We start from the raw sequence: 17,604 nt of genomic DNA, 5'->3' as shown, positions 1-17,604 counted from the left end.
GGCCTCCTCCCCCCGCACACCACCCTCCCGGTCCTCTCCGGCCGCCTCCAGCTCGGCACGTGGCAGTCGGTCTGCCTGGTCGACACGAATGTCGACAACGCGGAACGGCAGGTGCGGCTGAGCTTCCTGGGGTGATCCTGGCTCCCGGGTGCGATCGCCGATCCTCCTCAAGCCTCTGGCCGATAGAGAGACGCAGTGCTTGGTACGGACCTCGGGACGGCATGGCGCCCCTACGACGGATGCGGCAGGTGGCTGCTGGGGATCCGCCGGTTATTACGGATGAAGCTGGCGACCACCTCTCCGGAGCGTCAGCGCGAGGACGTCCTGCGGGCCGCAGCCGGCGTCGGCGGGCACATCATCGCCTGGGCGGACGACTGGGAGGTTTCTGGGGCGACGGATCCGGTGACACGGCCCCGCCTGGGGCCATGGCTGCGCGACGAGCGCGGGCCGTGGGACGGCCTGGCATGAGCACCAGCCACCGTTGCCCACCTGCATCTGCGCCAGTGACCTGGAACGCAGATCTGACCAGATTCTCGAACAGCGGCTCGGGAGTCCGCGTACATTCCTCCAACAGGGCTGCCCTGTCCAGCCAGTTCACATCGGCCTGTGCCAAGGCATGAAAACGCGACCGGGGATTCCCGCCGGTACGCTCGTGAAACTCACAGGCCTCGGCACCGTCCCCACCGTAGTGCTCGGATGCAACGATGTCCCGCCAATTGCGCCTCAGCAGTCAGCCCGGTTTCCAGGCCGCTCCAAGGTGCGCTGCATGACTCGCGACAGAACTGCCGAGCAGCGACTGCGATGCTTGAGACCCACCGTGACTGGGCCTACGTGCACAAGGAAAGGCCGACTCCCCTGACCAGGGCCGTCGAGTCCGCCACACGTCACTCCATCAGCGCGCTTTTACCGGATTCACGGTGCTCACACCACCGTGCTCCATTCACTTCCGGACATTCACCCAAAGTGATGCTCTGGCCAAGTTGCACCGTAGTCGAAACCTGAACTGCCGCCCATCCTGGGGTTTGCGGGGCTTGACTCAGCACAGCGCTTCGTAGCCCAGGTTCGACTCGGCCGGATCCACCCGCTTGGCGATAGCTCATTCCGGTATATGGCAAATGCTTTCGATTGCTGGCCTCCGCGCTGACATCCACCCTGATGTGTCGAATATGCCGCCGACCCCTGCACGTCTCACGGGGCAGGGGAAACGACGATGGGGGACGCGTTGAACATCATGGATGTCGCGGGTGTGGGGGCCGGTGCCCTAGTCACCGAGATGGTCAGGAGCACGTGGGAGTACGCGCGGGATGCGGTGGCCGGCCTCCTCAGGCGAGGCGGGGAGGAGAGCGTCGAGCAGGAGCTGCGTCTGATCGACACGGCGCGGCAGCGACTCGTCGACAGTCCGGACAGCGAACGCGGGTCGGTGGAGAACCAGCTGCGCAGCGAGCTGACGATCCAGTTGGCGGCGTTCCTGCGGAAGAACCCGGACGCGGCGCAGGCGCTTCAGGACCTGGCCGACCGGGTCAAGGGGGCGGACACAAGCGCGGGGGCGCATACGACCGTGCACGGCAACACCAACAGCCAGGTCGTCATCTCCGCCGGTGACATCAGCGCCTCGGGCGGCATCCACTACCGCGCGCCGGAGCAGAGCCGGTGAGCGAAGAGACTGTGCTCGGGCCCGTCCCATCGCTTCCACCTCCTCCCGTCGCCTCCGCACCTGGGTTCCAGGTGTCCGTGGACAACAACCAGAACTCGAAGATCATCGTGGCCGCGGGCTCCGTCACGATGACGAGCAAGCCTCAGCTGCCGGTGAGCGACATCCCGCAGGCCGAGCTCGACGCCGTACGAGGGGCGTGGGTGGACCTGAGCGTGCGCGACGAGGAAGTCGGTACGGCGGCCAGGGCCATAGAGCGTCTGGTGGGAGGCGGGCCTCGGCTTGCAGTCATTGCCGGCCCTGCCGGGTACGGCAAGCGGACGGCCGGAATCAAGGCACTTTGGGAGCTCTCCCGGGTGGAGGAAACCTCGCGAGGCCAGAGTCTCAAGCTCCAGGAGATCGTGCCGGACTGGGAGAAGCCGGGTTTCCCGGAGGCCTCGGTGTTGCCCGACGAGCCGGGCACGGGCTACTTGCTGGATGTGGCGGCGGAGATCAGCTCCTGGCGGAAGTCCGTCCACGTCGCGGAGCAACTGGTTAGTCATGCCGAGGAGTTGAGGTTCTCGGGCTCCTTCCTTGTCGTGATCGCCGACGAACACGGGTGGCCCGAGACCGTGTCGGGGGCACTCGCCAAGGTCGTCGCCCGCGCCACGGGCCGGCCGTCCGCGCACCGCGTGGCCTGGATGCACCTGGAGTACGTGCACCACCGACCGGACCTGATCCGTTGGCTAAGCAGGACATCCACGGAGGAGGACCTGGCCGGTAAGGCCGCCCATCTGCTGACCGACAGCAGTCGTCCTGAGGACGCGGCTCGGCTAGCCACTACCCTCGCCTCCGCCGAGGACTCTCCCGCGGGACTGAAGCGCGCCATCAGCGTCTTCCAGGAGTGGCGCTCCGATGTGAACAACGTCTTCGAGATGACGGAGAACAAACCGGAGGACCGCGCTCTGCTCATCTCGTCCCTGTTCCTCAACAACAGGGACGCGCTGACGATCCAAGACGGCGCCCGGACGCTGCTCGGTGACGATCCGGAGACGAGTGTCCGTACGATCTTGACCGGACCCGATCTGACCACCCGGCTGACGACGATGGGCGCCGAGGTCAAAGGGCGGACCGTCACCCTCGATCATAAACCCGGATATGACCGGGCCGTCCTCCTCCACCTGTGGCAGCAGCGCGCCGACATCCACCCACATCTGCTGACCTGGCTGGACGCCATCACCGCGCCCAGGGAGCCGGGTGCCGACCGGCTAACTGCCATCAGCAATCTCCTGGTCGAACTGGCCGTCGCAGAGAACGACATCCGCGTCGTCAAACAGGTCCACGCGTGGATCGACAACGGCGACAACAGTGCCGAGCACCGTGAGCTGATCGCCCGCTTTCTGACTGTAGCCGCGGAAGCGGACCCGCTGGGGGCCCAGGTCCGCTCCCTGCTATTGGACTCGGCACGGGACGAGTCGGAGGCCGTCGCGACCGTCGTCGCCTTGGTCTGCCAGGGCGAATTCGCCCAGCACTACCCTCGCCAGGCCCTCGTCCGGCTGCGGCACATCCTTGACCGGCACGAGCCCGATGAGGCTGTGCGGACGGCGCAGGAGGCACTGCGCGACATCGCTGCCCGCGAGGGCCAGCTGCCACGGGTGTGGAGCACGGTCATCAAGTGGGCCACCCAGAAGAAACACCTGGCAGGCCACCGAGCGTTCCTGTCGCTGCTGGATCCGCGCGTCGACCCCTACGTTCTCCAGGTCATGCTGGCGGCGGCCGAGCAGAAGCAGGACGTGCGGGAGGCGCTCGTGGAGGGCTGGAGCGCGGCCCTGGCCGACACCCGGGTCGACGACGACTGTCGGCAACTCCTCGCGGCCTGGGCGGAGGTCCGTCAGAGCGAGGACGTTCCGACCGAGCTCATGACGAACATCCTCAACCAGGTCGTCGTGGAGCATCTGTACTCCACTCCGATCTCGGCGCTCATCTTCGGTGAACCAGGAGTCGCCAACGACAAGGCCGTCATCGAGCTGCGCAAGGACCTCCGGCTACCCGCTGCGTTGTCGGCGGTGCAGACCGCCCACGAGCGGGCACCGGTGGAGTCCTGACCCATGGCCTCCACACGATGGTCGCGCCGCCGTGCGCGCAGCACAGTCCGGCGCGGCCTGACCCGTTTCGAGCTCCGGCTGTCCAGTTCCTGCCCCGGCATCGGCTTCACAGCCCGGATCACCGCCACGGTCCTCTCCGAGCCTCCCTATCCGGGCACCGCCCCGGAGATCGCAGGGGCTGTGCGCACCGCGCTCAGACGTGCGGCAGGTGAGGTCTCCACGGGCTGCGACCCGGCCGACCTCGCATCGGCTCGGGACGTCTTGGGCCAGCACCTCGCACGACAGCGTCAGCTGCCGACCGAGCCTCCCGTCGAGTTCACAGCAGAGGTGACCCTGGATCTGCTGCCGGACGACCGGACGGCGGTGTCCACGTTGCTGGCAGCGCAACGCCAGCAGGCCGTCGCAGACATCCTGCGCCGGCAGAAGACCGATGCGCTCGCCGCTGAACTGGCCGACCCCGCGGCCCTATTGGTGCGCTGGGTGGAGCGGGAAGGCGTCGACTTGTCCAAGCTCTCCGGTCTCGCCGACGACGTGACCAGCATTGCGGAGATATTCGCACTGCACCGCCCCGAGGACGAGCGCAGTGTCGAGCACGGAGCCGTCGAAGTGCTGCGCGAATTCCTCACTAGCTTCCCTGATCACGCCCAGAAGCAAATGCTATACACCCTGCTGGCCGCCGGTATGGATACGGCCCAGCGACCGCAGCACGCCGCGAAGGCGCTGGCCCTGCTCAACGGGCACGCTGTAGTCGACCCGGCGGGTGAGTCGTGAGGCAGGTGTCGGGCATCCGCCCGTGGCTCGCGGGCGCGGTGATCCGGTGAGAACGACAGTGTGGCGGTGGCTGCTCTCGCCGTGGACGAGTTGGCGTGCGTGGTGGCTGGCGCGGGCTAGCCGAGGCAGCCTTTCCTTCGACGCGGCCTGGCGGCGTGCCCGACTCGAGCGACACCCGGACGAGATGCCCTATCAACAGCACGGCCAGCTCCCAGCTGACGGTGGTGTCGACGATTCCGCCGCTCGGCGAAGTGAGGCCCGAAAGTCGACGACCGACCGTGCGAGCCGGCCGCCGCCTGGTTTGCACTAGGTCGGGACCCAGCCCAGGTCTGGGCCTGTCGCTGGTACTGGAGGAGTTTCTCGTGCGGCGTGGACAGCGCGTCCTGCGGGAGTTGGTGGTGGCCAGGTCGGCTGCCTCGTGCTGTTGACCGTGGGCCTGCTGACGGTGGGCCTGTTGGCCTTCACGGTCGTGGTCAACAGCCCTGCTGCGCGGCTACCGGCAAAGCGAGGCCGACGCTCAACTGCGCCCGGCCACAGCACTCCTTTCCCACATACCCTCGTCCCTCACCCCGGACGCCGGCGCCACCTTGCGGCCCCTTCCTCAGGCCACAGCCCCCGTCTGTCGGCGCTGAATCTCTTCGACATGCCCGTCGTCTACCTCGACGCCGACGGCCGACCCGTCGGGGAACTCGACCTGGGACCGCACAGCAACACCGGTCCCCAGCTACCCGCCCTTGACAAGACCGGGGTCGCCAAGCGCGGCACCCGTGCCGAAGCTCCAGTGGGAGCGGTACTCACAGGGACGGCGATGGTGGTGACCAGGCGCCACGACTCCTGACTGGGGGAGGCAGGGAGCCGCGGCGCCAGCGCGGAGGAACAGTCGCGGCCGACCTTCGCGGGCCTGGCGGGTACTTCAGCCGCCGTGGTCATCCCGCCAATGATGACCGTTCTGCACTGATCGATTGCCAGATTGTTCACGGGAAATGACGTCCCGTCACTGACTTGCGTGTCAACGAGGCGGACGTCGGGCCCCGGATCGCTGCCCGGTCCCCGCTCAGCTCTGGCGGTCACTCAGGACGCAGAACTCGTTCCCCTCCGGGTCGAGGAGAGTCACCCAGTGCTGCCCGTCCTGCACGGTGTCGACGCGCCGGGCACCGAGGGAGAGCAGCCGGGCGACCTCGGCCTCCTGGTCGTCGGGGCGGAAGTCGGGGTGGAGCCGGTTCTTCGAGGTCTTGCCCTCGGGGACAGGCACGAAGAGCAGACCCGGCATCCGGTCCGGCTCAGGCCGGATCTCGATGATCTCCTCGGATTCGTCGACCACGACCCAGCCGAGAGCCTCGGCCCACCAGCGCCCGAGAGCGACCGGGGCGGCGGAGTCGACGATGATTTGTTCCCATTCCAGTGCCATGGGCCTGAGCATAGGCAGGCCGCCGACCCACCCCGCGAAGCCGCCACCGGCAAAGAGGGCCCGCTTCCATGCCGGGCGGGTGGGTCTGCGGGACGAACGCCTCAATGGGCGCCTTGCCCGCTTCCACCGCGATCTGCGGCTTCCGGTCGGCGACATAGCGCCTGACCATCGGATACGACACGTCGGGACCGTGTTCGTCGACCAGCCGGTGGAAGATCCGGGTGACGGTGTGCCGCTGCCTGCGCGGCGCGTCCAGGTCCGTCCGCAGGATCCCGTCGATCACCGCCTTGCGCACCGTCCGCCAGCCGACGTTGTACTTGCGCTCCAGCTCGCGCATCGTCACGCCGGCCCGGTGGTTCCGCCGGATCCGCCGGATCCGCCGCGTACAGCTCGACCTTCGACATCTGCGGCATGACCAGGACCTTTCACCGGGAACACCCCGATGCTGTCCTGGCAAGCCCCCCACTGTCGTCAAAACTCGTGAACATCACCCGACCGTGGAAACGGGCGCATTCCAAACTCGTGTACGACCGCCGTCACGATTCGTGAATAAAGCCACGTCCGGTTAGGCCGGAGTTGTCCTTGTGGAGGTTGGCGGACACGAATGTCGACAACGCGGAACGCCAGGTGCGGCTGAGGTTCCTGGGGTGACTTTCCTGCCTTCTGAGGAGTTGGTGGGCGGCCGTTGGTCGGGGACGTCGAGGGCACGTCATCCCAGTAGGCGCGTCATGCGACGTTGATGTGATCTCGATGACGCACCATGTGGAGTGTGTCGCCATCCTTGAATCGGCCGCGAAGGGCTCCTGACCTGCGATTTTATGCACGCGTATTATGTGCGGTGTGGGCGTTACGGGCGATATCTTGACGCTCATTTGACGCTCGTTCGGATGGGGTGTCAGGCGCCTTGTCGACAGGTCGGACCCTGTCAAAAGTGGCGAGCATCGATGGGGCGCCGGGGGTAGGGAGCGATCACGCCTCCGTGCGTTGGTGCGACGCGCGCGGCGTATGTACGTTCACGTCGTCAACGTGGTCTCGTATGCGTCATCTGGCGCAGCAGTAATACGATTGGCTTGTTCGGTTTGGGTGAGTTCGTCCGTGAAGGGAGATGTAGAGGCGCCTGCGGCGTGTCCAGGTAAAGTGATGAATGTGCCACAGAGATGCCAGGAGTGGGCATAGTCTGCGGGATCACCACAGACGAGCCGGGGCGAGTTCGTGGTGGTGGCGGAGGTGTTATGGGTGGGGACCTGTATGAGTCGGCTACAGACAGTGAGTCCGGGGGAACGGAGGTGTCCGATCCGTATGGGGAACGGGCGCTGCTGACACCCGCCATGACGGCAGGGCACGACGCGGTGCCCGAGCAGGAGCGGGAGCGGCTGCGAAGTTACCTCCAGGCTGTTGTGGCGGCCCGTCGGGCACCTGTGCACACCGCGGTCGCCTTCAACGCCGCGTATTTCGGGTACGACCTCGGCGGGGAGGGGTACGGCGCGAGCCCCTTGCGCCCCGAGGACTTTCCTGTGATCACCCTCGGTGAGTGCGCTCCGGTACTGCCGGTCGGAGCGATGGTGTGCGTGACCTCAGGATCGGATCCGCTCTTCGCGGAGATCGTTTACCGGGAGGGCGCTCACCCGGAGGCGAGCGTGCACGGTGACGTGCCGGCGTGGGTGTCGGGGGCTCCTGCGGGGGCCGAAGGGCCGGGCGAACCGGGGGAGGGGGCCGCGCCGCGACGCAGGGAACTGCTTGTGCCCGACCTCGATGCCTTCGGACCTGCCCTGCGTCTTTCGCCGACCCAGCTCCACCGCCTGCGTACCCGTCAGCGATGGATCAACGCGGACGGACATCTGGTGGTCGACGTCTGCTACCCCTCCCAGAAGGCCGCCCGGCGCGACGAACTTTCCGCGTACGCTGACCATTTGCTGAGCACCGCCCAGGACCAGCTACTCAGCCCTTTCGTCCCCGTCTCCCTCGCCGAACTGGTCGGCGGGACGCGTGACGAGGATCTGCGGGCAGGGCTGGCCGGCATCTTCGACACGATCCGGGGTGTCCTCGACTCCAGCGAACTGCTGCGTACATGGGGCCAGTACGCCTTGACCAGGACCTCCCTGGCCGAGTGCTGGCGGGACACTGGCCCGCTGGGCGGCGACGACCTCAGATCCCTGGCGGCGGCGGTGGAGCACGCGGCCGTGCCGGTGAAACGGCGTTACATACACACTTCCGCGCACCCCGTATACATCGCCGTCGGCCCGAGGCTGCGCGCCTTCCCCGGGGCGGCGGATCTGCTCACCGGAACCGGATACGCTGCTGCGGTGTGCCGGGCGAACATGGCGCTCGCCGATGTCGTCCAACGGGACAGCGAACAGGGCCTGTTTGCGAGCGGATCGCTGATCACCCTCGACGACGCCTTCGAAAGCGGAGGCGTCTGGCGGTCCCACCACCCCGGTGCACCGGAGCCCTCGGGGGACCCCCTCATACCGGCCGGGCGCGGCTGGGCCTCGACCCTACCCCCGGAGGCTGAGCCCTGCGTTGAACTGGAGCCGGTCGATCTGCCGCTCGCCGACGACACCTCTCTCGGCTCCGGTGAACTTCTGCGCAGCGATGGCACCGACGTCGTCTGGCGGGCGCCCCTGCGGCTGGCCCACCTCATCAACGGCTGGTTCCCCCTGCCCCCGGAGGCCGTACGCGACCTCTACCGGTCCCATGACCGGTACCCGATTCTGCGCCTGGAACTGGGCCACCCGGGGCAGACGGTGGATGAGAAGGAGGCGGAACAGGATGTCACCGTGGAGCTCGGCCACGAGGCGCCACGGCTGACCGGGGTCGTCTGGCCGCTCGACTTCTTCCCCGGACTGATGATCGAGGTCCACCGCCGTCTCGGTGGCGCCACGATCCGCATGACCACCACGCTCCTCCGCGAGCGGGTACTGATCGGCGACCGCGAGACCGGCCACTGCTACGACCCGCGCGTGCTCACCCGCGAAGACGTCCCGGGCAGCGACCGCCACGGAGACAGTGCGGCCGGACTCGGCCCACGACAGTTGGTCATGCGCACCGTGCGGCGCTGTGGCCTGCTCACCCTCGACGGGCACGCCCTCATGGACCGTGCGGCACTGCCGACCGCCGCCTACGGGCACCGTCCGGCCCGCGCACAGGCCGCCTCCCTGGAGTCGGCGGTCATGGAATTGTTCGCGGAGCGGGTGCTGGAACCAGCCCTCGGTAGCCGAGACGCCTTGGGGCGCCCCCACCACCCGGCGCGCGATGGACAGCCGGTCATCGCGCTGATCGGCTACCGACCGCTGGAACGACGAGTGATATGCCCCTGGGGCAGTACGGACGAGGGCGGTGCGCTGCTCGGCGTCCAGTTCGTTCCCGGTCATCTGCGCCGCCTGCGCCCGGGGTGCTTTCCCAGCGAGGTCCAGCGTGCGGCCTTCCGCGACTACTGCCGCCGTCTCGGCAAGGCGGACGGCTGGGAACTACCCTACGGCTACACATTCGTCACCGAGCACACGCGTGGACACTGAGAGGTCCGCGCGTGTGCTCGGTCGATCCCGGAGGTCCACACCGATTGTGCGACCTCGGTCGATCGCCCGAGCGCCATCCCCCTTCCGCACCGCCGGGCTGGCCCCGAGTCCGCCCCGTAGACACCACACCTGCCAGGGCGGGCCTGTATCTGTCAGGTCGGATCCCCGTCAGTCAGGCCCAGCCCGCACACCGTTCAGAAGCACGAGGAAACGGAGTAGCCACCCGTATGCGAGACCGCTATCACATCGTCACGGGGCCACCGCTGTCCCCGCAAGGCGTCCCCGCCGAGGAACTCGAAGGTCTGGCGGAGGCGCTCAGGGCCTTGACATCGCCGGCTGTCGCCGCTGTGCACGAACTCCCCGTCAGCGCGGTGGAGCTGGCGTTCAACTCCCTCTTACCCAAGGGCCGTCAGCATCTGCTGGACAGCCTGGGCATCCGCATCGCGGCACCACGGCGGGCGAGCAAGTCCCTGTGCCGGGATGTGCTCGGCAGGCTTCAGCGTGACGCGCGGCAGCATGCGTGCACCTGCGCGGTCAAGACGCTCACGCACACCGTGATGAACCAAGTCGGCCAGCATGCCTGCGCCCCCTCAGGGGACGCTGCGTCCGACCCGGTATCCCGGTGGGGAGAGCCACTGGTCAGGGCCACGGTCTTCGTATGGTGCAACGCCTCGGTCGGCGACGCCCACATTTTGGCCTGGGCCGCGGACCAGGACTGGTTCGCCGGGAACGCGGGCGAGGAGGAGAAGGCACGCTTCGACAAGGTCGGCGAGCTGGCCAGGGAGATCGCAGCCGCCTACCCCACCTTCAAGCCCGGCATGCCCGGAGAGCGGAGAACCACGCCCGAGGACAGCGCGCGCCGAGGGATGCCGCCGACGGTTGCGGACATCGTCGCCGCCGAGGCACCAGGGGCGGGCGAGGGCGCAGGGCCGGAGCCGGAGCCGGAGCCGGACGAGATTTGCCGAGAGCTGGAGTCGGCCCTTGCCCTCGCCCGGCATGCCGCTGAGAAGGTGATTGTCGCGGTCGCGGACGGAAGTCCGCCACAGAGCGAGGACCTGCTGCGGCTGACCGCGCTGAACGCCCTGTTCGACCGTGCGGAGGCGGCGTTCGGCGCGGCCGGGATCAAAGGGGTGTCCCGCCGTCTGGAGGACATGGTCCGTGCCGCGGACTCGCACCGGGCGGCGAGTGAACACGACGTACTGGCGCGGGAGGTCCTGCGGGCACTGCTGGATGTCGTATGCCGCCCCGGCAGCGCCGCGACCTCGGCCACCGAGGCCGCTCGGGAAGCGGCGCGGAGCCTGCTGATGGAGCAGACGTGGGGGGAGGAACAGCGCGAGGAGAGCGCGGCTCTCTTGGCGCTGGCGCGGATCGTCCGACTGGGGCGTCAGGCGGACGCGGCGGCGGAGATCCTCGCTCTTCAGGAACAGGTCGTACGGGTACTGCCTGCCTGTGCAATGGCCGCCGTCATGGTCACCGATCTGTCGTTCCCGCAGCCCGAGGCGCCCCTCCGCACGCCGGCCGGGGCGGACGCGAAGACGGAGGCCGACGAGGGACAGGTCGGCGCGACGGACGAGGAATCTGCGGAGGGACCGCCTCCCGCATCGGCAGATCCGGCCCCGGTGGATGACGCCGCCGCTCACTCCCGCAAAGCCGCACCCGACTCCGCCTCCGAGAAGCGGACCGCCCCGCCTGCGAAGACGGTTCCCGAACCCTTCGGCCTCGCCGCCCAGCCGCCCACGGCATCCGCGGACAGCACCCCGGCGACCACGCTCGACAGCGTCCCCGGGCCCATGCCCACCAGCGCGCTCGCGAGCTCGAGCGCGCCCACCGTGGCGTCTGCGGGCGTGGCCGCCCACACGCCCGGCGAACGCGTGTCCTCCCCTGGGACGGTCCACGCCCAGGAGCCGTCCCGGCATGACGACGGCCCTTCTGCGGACGAAGAGCCGGATGAGGAGAACGCCGAGGAGGCCGTGGCCGAGCGGGTCCTCGCCCGCTTGATCGTTGAGCGGCGCTTCGGGCTCGCCCATCACATGGCCCGCGCCGTGGGTCGTCCCGAGCCGCAGGCGGCGGCGCTCCGGCTGGCCGGCGCCGCCATGCTGCTCAGTTCCGGCGACAGCCGCGGCGCGCGGCTCACCACCGACCTTCTGGAGAGCTATGGAGGTTACGCGGGCCGCGACACCGAGGGGAGCGAACTCCTGCTGCTCCCAGCCTTGTTGCGGACAGCGCTGATCACTGGAGACCATCTGGCGGGGGCTCAGCTTAAGGCGCTGGTACCCCGTCTGCCCGACCAGCTCGGCGGCGCGGCGACCGCGGTCGCCGACCGTGCGCTCAGCGGTGCCCTGATCGCGTCGCCGCTGGTCGTCATAGCCGATGACGCCGAACGCGACGCGCGCCTTGCGGAGTTGCGCGACCACTGCAACACGCTGCTGGCGCCGCAGCGGCTGCGGTTCGCGCGGGCGACGGAGATCGCCAAGCGATGGCTGGCACCCGAGGGCGGGCTGCTCGGCTCGCTTCTGACAGCCGTCGCGCTGGACGACCGGGCCGCGATCCAGCATGTGCGGGAGCAGGCGGAACGCCTGTCGAAACTGGCCGAGGTTAACAGCGAGATCGACCGGATAGACCGTACGTATCGCTCGTCGAGCGGCAAACCCCTTCAGGGGTCCGGAAGGCAGGACCTGGTGCACCTCGTGGACCGCGCCGTCGGTCCGGCCAAGGAGTGGTGCCTGGTGGTGGACGGCGCCCGCCGGGGCGGCCGGTCCGACCGCAACCGCGCGGTGAAGGAAATCTCCTCTCTTCGGCAGTCGCTCCTGGACGGCAAGGACGGCGTACTGGGGGAACTGAAGCAGCTCGCCGGCCGCTCGGCAGGTCTCGCTGCCGCGAAGGCGTGGGCGGCCCGTGCCTCGATGAAGGAGCTGTACGGTCTGCTGACCGGGGACAACGCGACCATGCGGACGGGCGGACCGATTCCTCCTGAAGTCGTGCTGGACGCGGAACTGCTCAAGGTGTGCGACTCGGTGGAGGAGCGGCCGTCGTCGGCCGTACTGCTCGCCGCGGTCGACCGGAGCTGGCCGGAAGCCGTCGCTGAGCGACTGGACCACGATGCCTTCACCGCGGTCCGTACCATCGTGGAACTGGCCGAACGCGGGGTGCTGCCCGCCGCCCGGGCCGGGGAGTTCCTGCCATCCTCGCTCACCGAGGTCGAGGAGCGGGAGAGCGTCCGGCGTGTGGAACTGCGCGGGGAACACGACGAACTCGTAGCCGAACTGCACCGTGCGCAGGCGGACGGCGCTGTGACCGACGATCAGGATCTGCGCCTCCAAGAGCTGCTCGCGGATGCCGGGGAGCGGCTCGACAAGACCGAGACGCACGACCTGGTCGCCGTACGCCGCGGCCTCGACACGGTACGGAGCAGCCTCCCCGACTTTCGGCGGGAGGCGGCCGACCGACTCCGGGCCCGGCTCGACGTGCTGGACAGCACCGCTGACCAGCGGGCGCAGGTGCTCCGACGCCTGGAGACCAACGACCTGGCCACCGCCGCCGATCTTGTCTACTTCCTGGAGATCGGCGAGGACGTCCCCGAGATCGAGAACGGCGAGTCCCATCTGGCGGAGTTCTTCCCGGCGGTGCCCGACGGACTGCGCGGCGGCATCGACCGCGACCTGGTCAGCCTGGTGCGGTCCTGCGGCACGGATCCCGCCGTTCCCGTGCTGGACTACAGTGCGCTGTCCACCGACGAGGCGGCGCTCGCGGCCGACGCCCTCGACGAGTGGCGGCTCATGGGCACCACCGAGCCGAAGGACAGGCTGCACGTGGCGCACACACGGCGGGTGCCGCCGCTCCTCAAGCTGCTCGGGTACGACGCCAAGAGCGCACGGCAGCTCGACGAGCGGTCCCAGCACCGGCGCGAGTACAGGCTCGTCGAGGCGACCGACGTAGTGATCAACGGCAGGGCCAAGGCGCCGGCGTTCGGCTCGCAGATCCGCGAACACGGCGGGAACCTGCGGGTGATGATGGTGTGGGGTCGGCCGCCCGCCAAGGTCGTAATGAGCTGGGCCGAGCGCGACACCAGTGGAACAAGCCTGGTCGTGCTCTATTTCGGCACCCTCAGCCGGGAAGCGCGCATCGAGCTCGCTGTGGGCTCGGGGCGGCTGTCCCAGCCGCTGCTGGTCGTGGACGACGCCGCACTTGCCTACCTCGCGGCCCATGGCAACCGCCAGGTGAGCATCGCTACCCAGACCCTGCTGCCGTTCTCCGGCGTTAACCCGTACATCAGGGAGAAGCGAGGTCGGATCGGCGGCGAGATGTTCTACGGCCGGGACGCCGAACGCAAGAGCATCCTCGACCCGCGCGGCACCCAGGTCATCTTCGGCGGCCGGGGCCTCGGCAAGTCGGCGCTGCTCGCCGACGCCGGGGACAAGTTCATGGAGCAGTACCCCGATTACCATCTGTCGGTGTACGTGAACCTCGACCAGGAGAACATCGGCAAGGGCAGCTCGCTCGGGCCAGAGACGCTGTGGAGCGTCCTGGACCGCAAACTCACCGAGGCGCAGGTGCTGGGCCCTCCTCAGGGCCGTAAGCCCGTGAAGGACATCTCCGAACGGGTGCGCGCGGGGATCCAGGCATGGACCGACGGTGACTCACGTCGGCGGCTGCTGATCCTGCTCGACGAATGCGACCAGTTCTTCGAGGCGGACGCTCCCCGGTTCAACCAGACCAAGAAGCTCAAGGGCCTGGGGGACGACACCAAGGACAGGGCCAAGGTCGTCTTCGCCGGCCTGCACTCCGTGCAGCGGTTTTCCAAGATGGCGAGCAACGGACCGTTCGGCCATCTCGCGCAGACCCCCAAGGTGATCGGTCCGCTCGCTCCGCAGTTCGCCGCCGAGCTGCTGGTCGAACCGATGCGGGCCCTCGGCTTCGAGTTCCTCGACCTGGACCTGGTCAACCGGGTGCTCGGATACTGCTCCTACCAGCCGTTCCTGCTTCAGATGTTCGGGCACCGGCTGGTGGAGGTGATGCACCGCAAGCGGGCACGACGTGGGCCCAACGGACCGGCTGGGCCGTTGTACAAGGTGGAACTGGCGGACATCGAGGTAGTGGAGTCGGACACCGGGCTGCGGGACAGCATCTCGGCTGCCTTCAAGGACACGCTGAGCCTCGACCACCGCTACGACGTGATCGCCAACGTGCTGGCCTATCACGCCCGGCACCGCGGCCTGGAGGTGCGGCTGAGCGACACCGAACTGCGTGAGGAGTGCGAGACGTACTGGCGCAAGGGCTTCGAACAGCTCGACACCGAGGGTTTCCGCGCCTACCTCTCCGAGATGGTCGGCCTAGGCATCCTCGCCCCCAACCACGACGGTCTCGGCTGGCACCTGCGGGGTCCCAGCGCCCTGCGGATGATCGGCAGCTCCCACGAGGTGGAGGCCCGACTGCTCAGGGCCGAACAGGACTGCGAACTCCAGGAGAGCATCGTGCTGGAGGGCCGTCCCGAGCTGCCGGACGGGCGGCCCGCCCCGCTCACCATCACTCAGCTCGACGACCTGCTTGGGGAGCGGTCCAACCAGGCGCGGGTCGTCCTGGGCAGCACCGCGACGGGTGTCACCGACGTCGGCGACACCCTGCGCAGGGTCGCAGGACGCGTCGCCGACTGGAAGCTGCCAGCCGTCGGCAACGGACGCGTGTACCGGCAGGAACTCACGGGCGGAGCGCCGCGCGAACGGAGGGTTGTCATCAGCGACTTTGCCAACTATCCGGCCCGTCCAGAGACGTGCCGAGAGGCCGTCGACCAGGCCGAGACGCTGCTGCCCGGCACGCCTGGCGTGACTCGAGCGGTCGTCCTCGTCACCGATGTCGACCAACTGGGTCTGTGGCGAACGCTGTTGACGGGCGCTGAGCGCACCCCTGCGGCCCCGGTCGTGCTGCGCCGCCACGATCGCCGCAGTCTGCGGGGCTGGGCGCAGCGCGTCGAAATGTTCCACACCGAGGACCGTCTGGACCGACTCCACGAACTGACCGGAGGCTGGCCGCTCCTGGTCGACCGGGCTCACCGGCTGCACGGCGAACTGGGCGACGCCGACAAGGTGTTCCGCCAGCTCGCCGACATCCGCATGGACCGGTCGGACGCCCGCGCCTTCACCGAGGCGACCGGGGTCTACGCGGACCCCGTGCTCGCCACCGGTTATCAGGCGCTCGCCGCCGAGTTCAATGAGGACCGGTTCGACCTGGTGAGCGCGGTGACCGCTGTGGCACTCGCGGCGGCGGGGCTGGAGGACGAGGAGGAGGCCCGATGGATCGTCTCCTGCCTCGACGCCCTTCAGGTCTTCGACCGGGAGGCCGGACACCTTCGACTGGAACCGCTCCTGCGGGAGTGCGTGACGCTCCGCACATGAGGCCGTGACCCCGGCCAAACCGCGTCACCCGGCCCGAGGACGGAAGAGGAGCAGAGCAACAGAGGAGCAGGGCCCGGCGAGCTCGTGCATGGTTGGCGGTGCGGCGTCGAGCTCCTCATCGTTGATCATGGTGGCGTGGTGGGGAACGCGATGCGGGCAGTGATCATCAGCGACAGGAGGATCACGGGGCTGTCGGCCGATGTGATTGCCGAACTCGTAGCCGACGTAGGAGCGTTGTGGCATGAGCGGCACCAGGCCGGACTGGTGTCCCGGCCGCGGAAGCGGGCCGTAGGCGCCGGCGCGAAGCACCGGCTGGTGTTCGTCGATCGGCTCCTGGCCACGCTCGTCCATCTCCGTCACAGCGTCACGCACGACGTACTGGCCTGCTGGTTCGGTGTGGACCGCTCGACCATCACCCGCGCTATCGGTGAGGTGCGGCCGTTGCTCGCCGAGCGGATGCACGATCAGCCCCGAGGTATGGCTGCGAACCCTGGCTGAGGTCATCGACCATCTCGGCGCGACTGGCCGGATCGGCATCATCGACGGCACCGAGATCCGGGTCCGGCGGCCCGCCGCCGGGCGTAAGGACCGGGACGCCTTCATCTCTGGCAAGAGCAAGCAGAACGCCGTCAAATCCATGGTGGTCACCGACCATGAAGGACGCGTGCTGTTCTGCAGCCCGACCCGGCCCGGAAGTTGCGCGGACATTACCCACGCCCGCCAGTTGGGGCTGGTCACGCTTCTGGCCGACGGCCCGCAGTCGAGATCCTCGCCGATGCCGGCTACCAAGGACTGGGCGCACAGACCGGCGGGCGTGTGATCACACCACCGCACCGCAAGTTCAAGAAGGACGCCCCGGACTGGTATGAGGAGATGCATGGGCGACAGCGCAAAGCGCACTCCTCACAGCGCATCCGGGTCGAGCACGGCATCGCTCATTTGAAGAACTGGCGCGTGCTGGCCCGCCACCTCGGCCGCCGCGAGCACATGACCGATACCGTCCAGGCCGTCGCCGGCCTCCTCTCTCATCAGCAGACTGCGGACCTGGCTGCCGCCCGGCAGATGTGAACCCCGCCCCCGTCGCACCGCCAACCATGCACGAGCTCGTAAGGGCTGTCCCGTTAATCCATGGCGGGCGTGCGGCGTCAGCGACGGCACCTCACCGCGTTGTCGGAACATCCCCATACGCCCGGTAGGGTGACGTCCCTCCGCCTTGCGATGCACCTCATCTGACGCCGCACGCTGATCAGAAGACGTGTTGGCCAAGATTCTGCCGCGCTCGACCTGCTGCATGCTGCGTCATGCGTCTCTCCTCGGCGAAAGAACCCTCAGACCTTCAAGTCGCGAAGGCTGCCTTCCCCGGGCTGGCACCTGCTGACCAGAGCGGCGTGCGTTGCACTACCCTGGGGTGTCTTAACGGAGGTTGGCGGACACGAATGTCGACAACGCGGAACGGCAGGTGCGGCTGAGCTTTCTGGGGTGATCCTCACCGCAGGGCGTGGCCGCGGATTCCCCCTGAGCTTCGCGCCTCAGGAGGAGCGTCCCTCTCGGACCAGAAGTGTTGCTCGTCCTGGGACATCAGCTGCTGCGTCGCATCTCCCTTTCAAGGAGCCGGCCAGCATCGCGGCGAGCTCCACCGAGACCTCCGTCGTGAGGCCATCGCGCATCCGCTCGTAGGACCGCCACCCGAGTCCTGGTCCGCGGTCCACCGCAGGGGTTGACCGACGAGCAGTGATCGAGGGGCGGGCGAGTCCTTGATGAGCGGGCCTCTCGCCAACGACCCTTC

At 68.4% G+C, this 17,604-nt stretch carries 12 protein-coding genes; 11 read left to right on the top strand and 1 reads right to left on the bottom strand.

Annotation, left to right across the window (positions count from 1 at the left end; all coding sequences use genetic code 11):
- From ADY01_RS36670 to ADY01_RS38895, 6 genes are all read left to right on the top strand, one after another.
- On the top strand, positions 1 to 135 hold a 135-nt coding region (locus ADY01_RS36670; RefSeq protein WP_199826173.1), incomplete at its 5' end, for a YjbQ family protein.
- A 144-nt stretch (positions 136 to 279) separates the two neighbouring features.
- Positions 280 to 468, top strand: coding sequence for a hypothetical protein (locus tag ADY01_RS05840; RefSeq protein WP_234320093.1), 189 nt, complete (start codon positions 280 to 282; stop codon positions 466 to 468).
- Positions 469 to 1,210: 742 nt separating this feature from the next.
- Positions 1,211 to 1,654 (top strand): hypothetical protein, encoded by a 444-nt coding sequence (locus ADY01_RS05835; RefSeq protein ID WP_049566645.1) that lies wholly within the window; start codon positions 1,211 to 1,213, stop codon positions 1,652 to 1,654.
- Between the two features lie 77 nt (positions 1,655 to 1,731).
- Entirely contained in the window at positions 1,732 to 3,735 is a 2,004-nt protein-coding gene (locus ADY01_RS05830; RefSeq protein WP_049566642.1) for a hypothetical protein, read from the top strand.
- Positions 3,736 to 3,738: 3 nt separating this feature from the next.
- Positions 3,739 to 4,506, top strand: coding sequence for a hypothetical protein (locus tag ADY01_RS05825; protein ID WP_049566638.1), 768 nt, complete (start codon positions 3,739 to 3,741; stop codon positions 4,504 to 4,506).
- 643 nt (positions 4,507 to 5,149) lie between these two features.
- A complete protein-coding gene (locus ADY01_RS38895) occupies positions 5,150 to 5,344 on the top strand; it encodes a hypothetical protein (protein ID WP_159000978.1) in 195 nt (64 codons plus the stop codon).
- A gap of 216 nt (positions 5,345 to 5,560) precedes the next feature.
- Here the strand turns inward: ADY01_RS38895 and ADY01_RS05820 are convergent, their stop codons facing one another.
- Positions 5,561 to 5,914 (bottom strand): VOC family protein, encoded by a 354-nt coding sequence (locus ADY01_RS05820; protein ID WP_199826172.1) that lies wholly within the window; start codon positions 5,912 to 5,914, stop codon positions 5,561 to 5,563.
- Positions 5,915 to 7,200: 1,286 nt separating this feature from the next.
- Here ADY01_RS05820 and ADY01_RS05815 point away from each other — a divergent pair.
- The 5 genes from ADY01_RS05815 to ADY01_RS41245 all read left to right on the top strand — a co-directional run bounded on the left by ADY01_RS05815 (position 7,201) and on the right by ADY01_RS41245 (position 16,886).
- Positions 7,201 to 9,429, top strand: coding sequence for a hypothetical protein (locus ADY01_RS05815; protein WP_234320092.1), 2,229 nt, complete (start codon positions 7,201 to 7,203; stop codon positions 9,427 to 9,429).
- Between the two features lie 227 nt (positions 9,430 to 9,656).
- Positions 9,657 to 15,818 carry an NUP-1 gene (locus ADY01_RS05810; protein WP_049566629.1) on the top strand — a complete coding sequence of 2,054 codons (6,162 nt, stop codon included), beginning with the start codon at positions 9,657 to 9,659 and terminating at the stop codon, positions 15,816 to 15,818.
- A 150-nt stretch (positions 15,819 to 15,968) separates the two neighbouring features.
- Positions 15,969 to 16,316: a helix-turn-helix domain-containing protein gene (locus ADY01_RS40315; RefSeq protein WP_234320095.1), complete on the top strand. Its 348-nt coding sequence runs from the start codon at positions 15,969 to 15,971 to the stop codon at positions 16,314 to 16,316.
- Entirely contained in the window at positions 16,213 to 16,638 is a 426-nt protein-coding gene (locus ADY01_RS41250) for a transposase family protein (protein ID WP_324612898.1), read from the top strand. The genes ADY01_RS40315 and ADY01_RS41250 overlap by 104 nt, the downstream gene beginning before the upstream one ends.
- The gene (locus ADY01_RS41245; RefSeq protein WP_420715594.1) at positions 16,584 to 16,886 is read left to right on the top strand and encodes a transposase family protein; all 303 of its coding nucleotides are present in this window, start codon (positions 16,584 to 16,586) and stop codon (positions 16,884 to 16,886) included. Before ADY01_RS41250 ends, ADY01_RS41245 begins: the two co-directional genes overlap by 55 nt.
- Positions 16,887 to 17,604 lie beyond the last annotated feature (718 nt).

It is taken from the genome of Streptomyces sp. SBT349 (assembly GCF_001083795.1).
GTDB lineage: Bacteria > Actinomycetota > Actinomycetes > Streptomycetales > Streptomycetaceae > Streptomyces.
The sequence above is the reverse complement of the archived record's forward strand: the minus strand, read 5'-3'. Positions and strand labels throughout refer to the sequence as shown.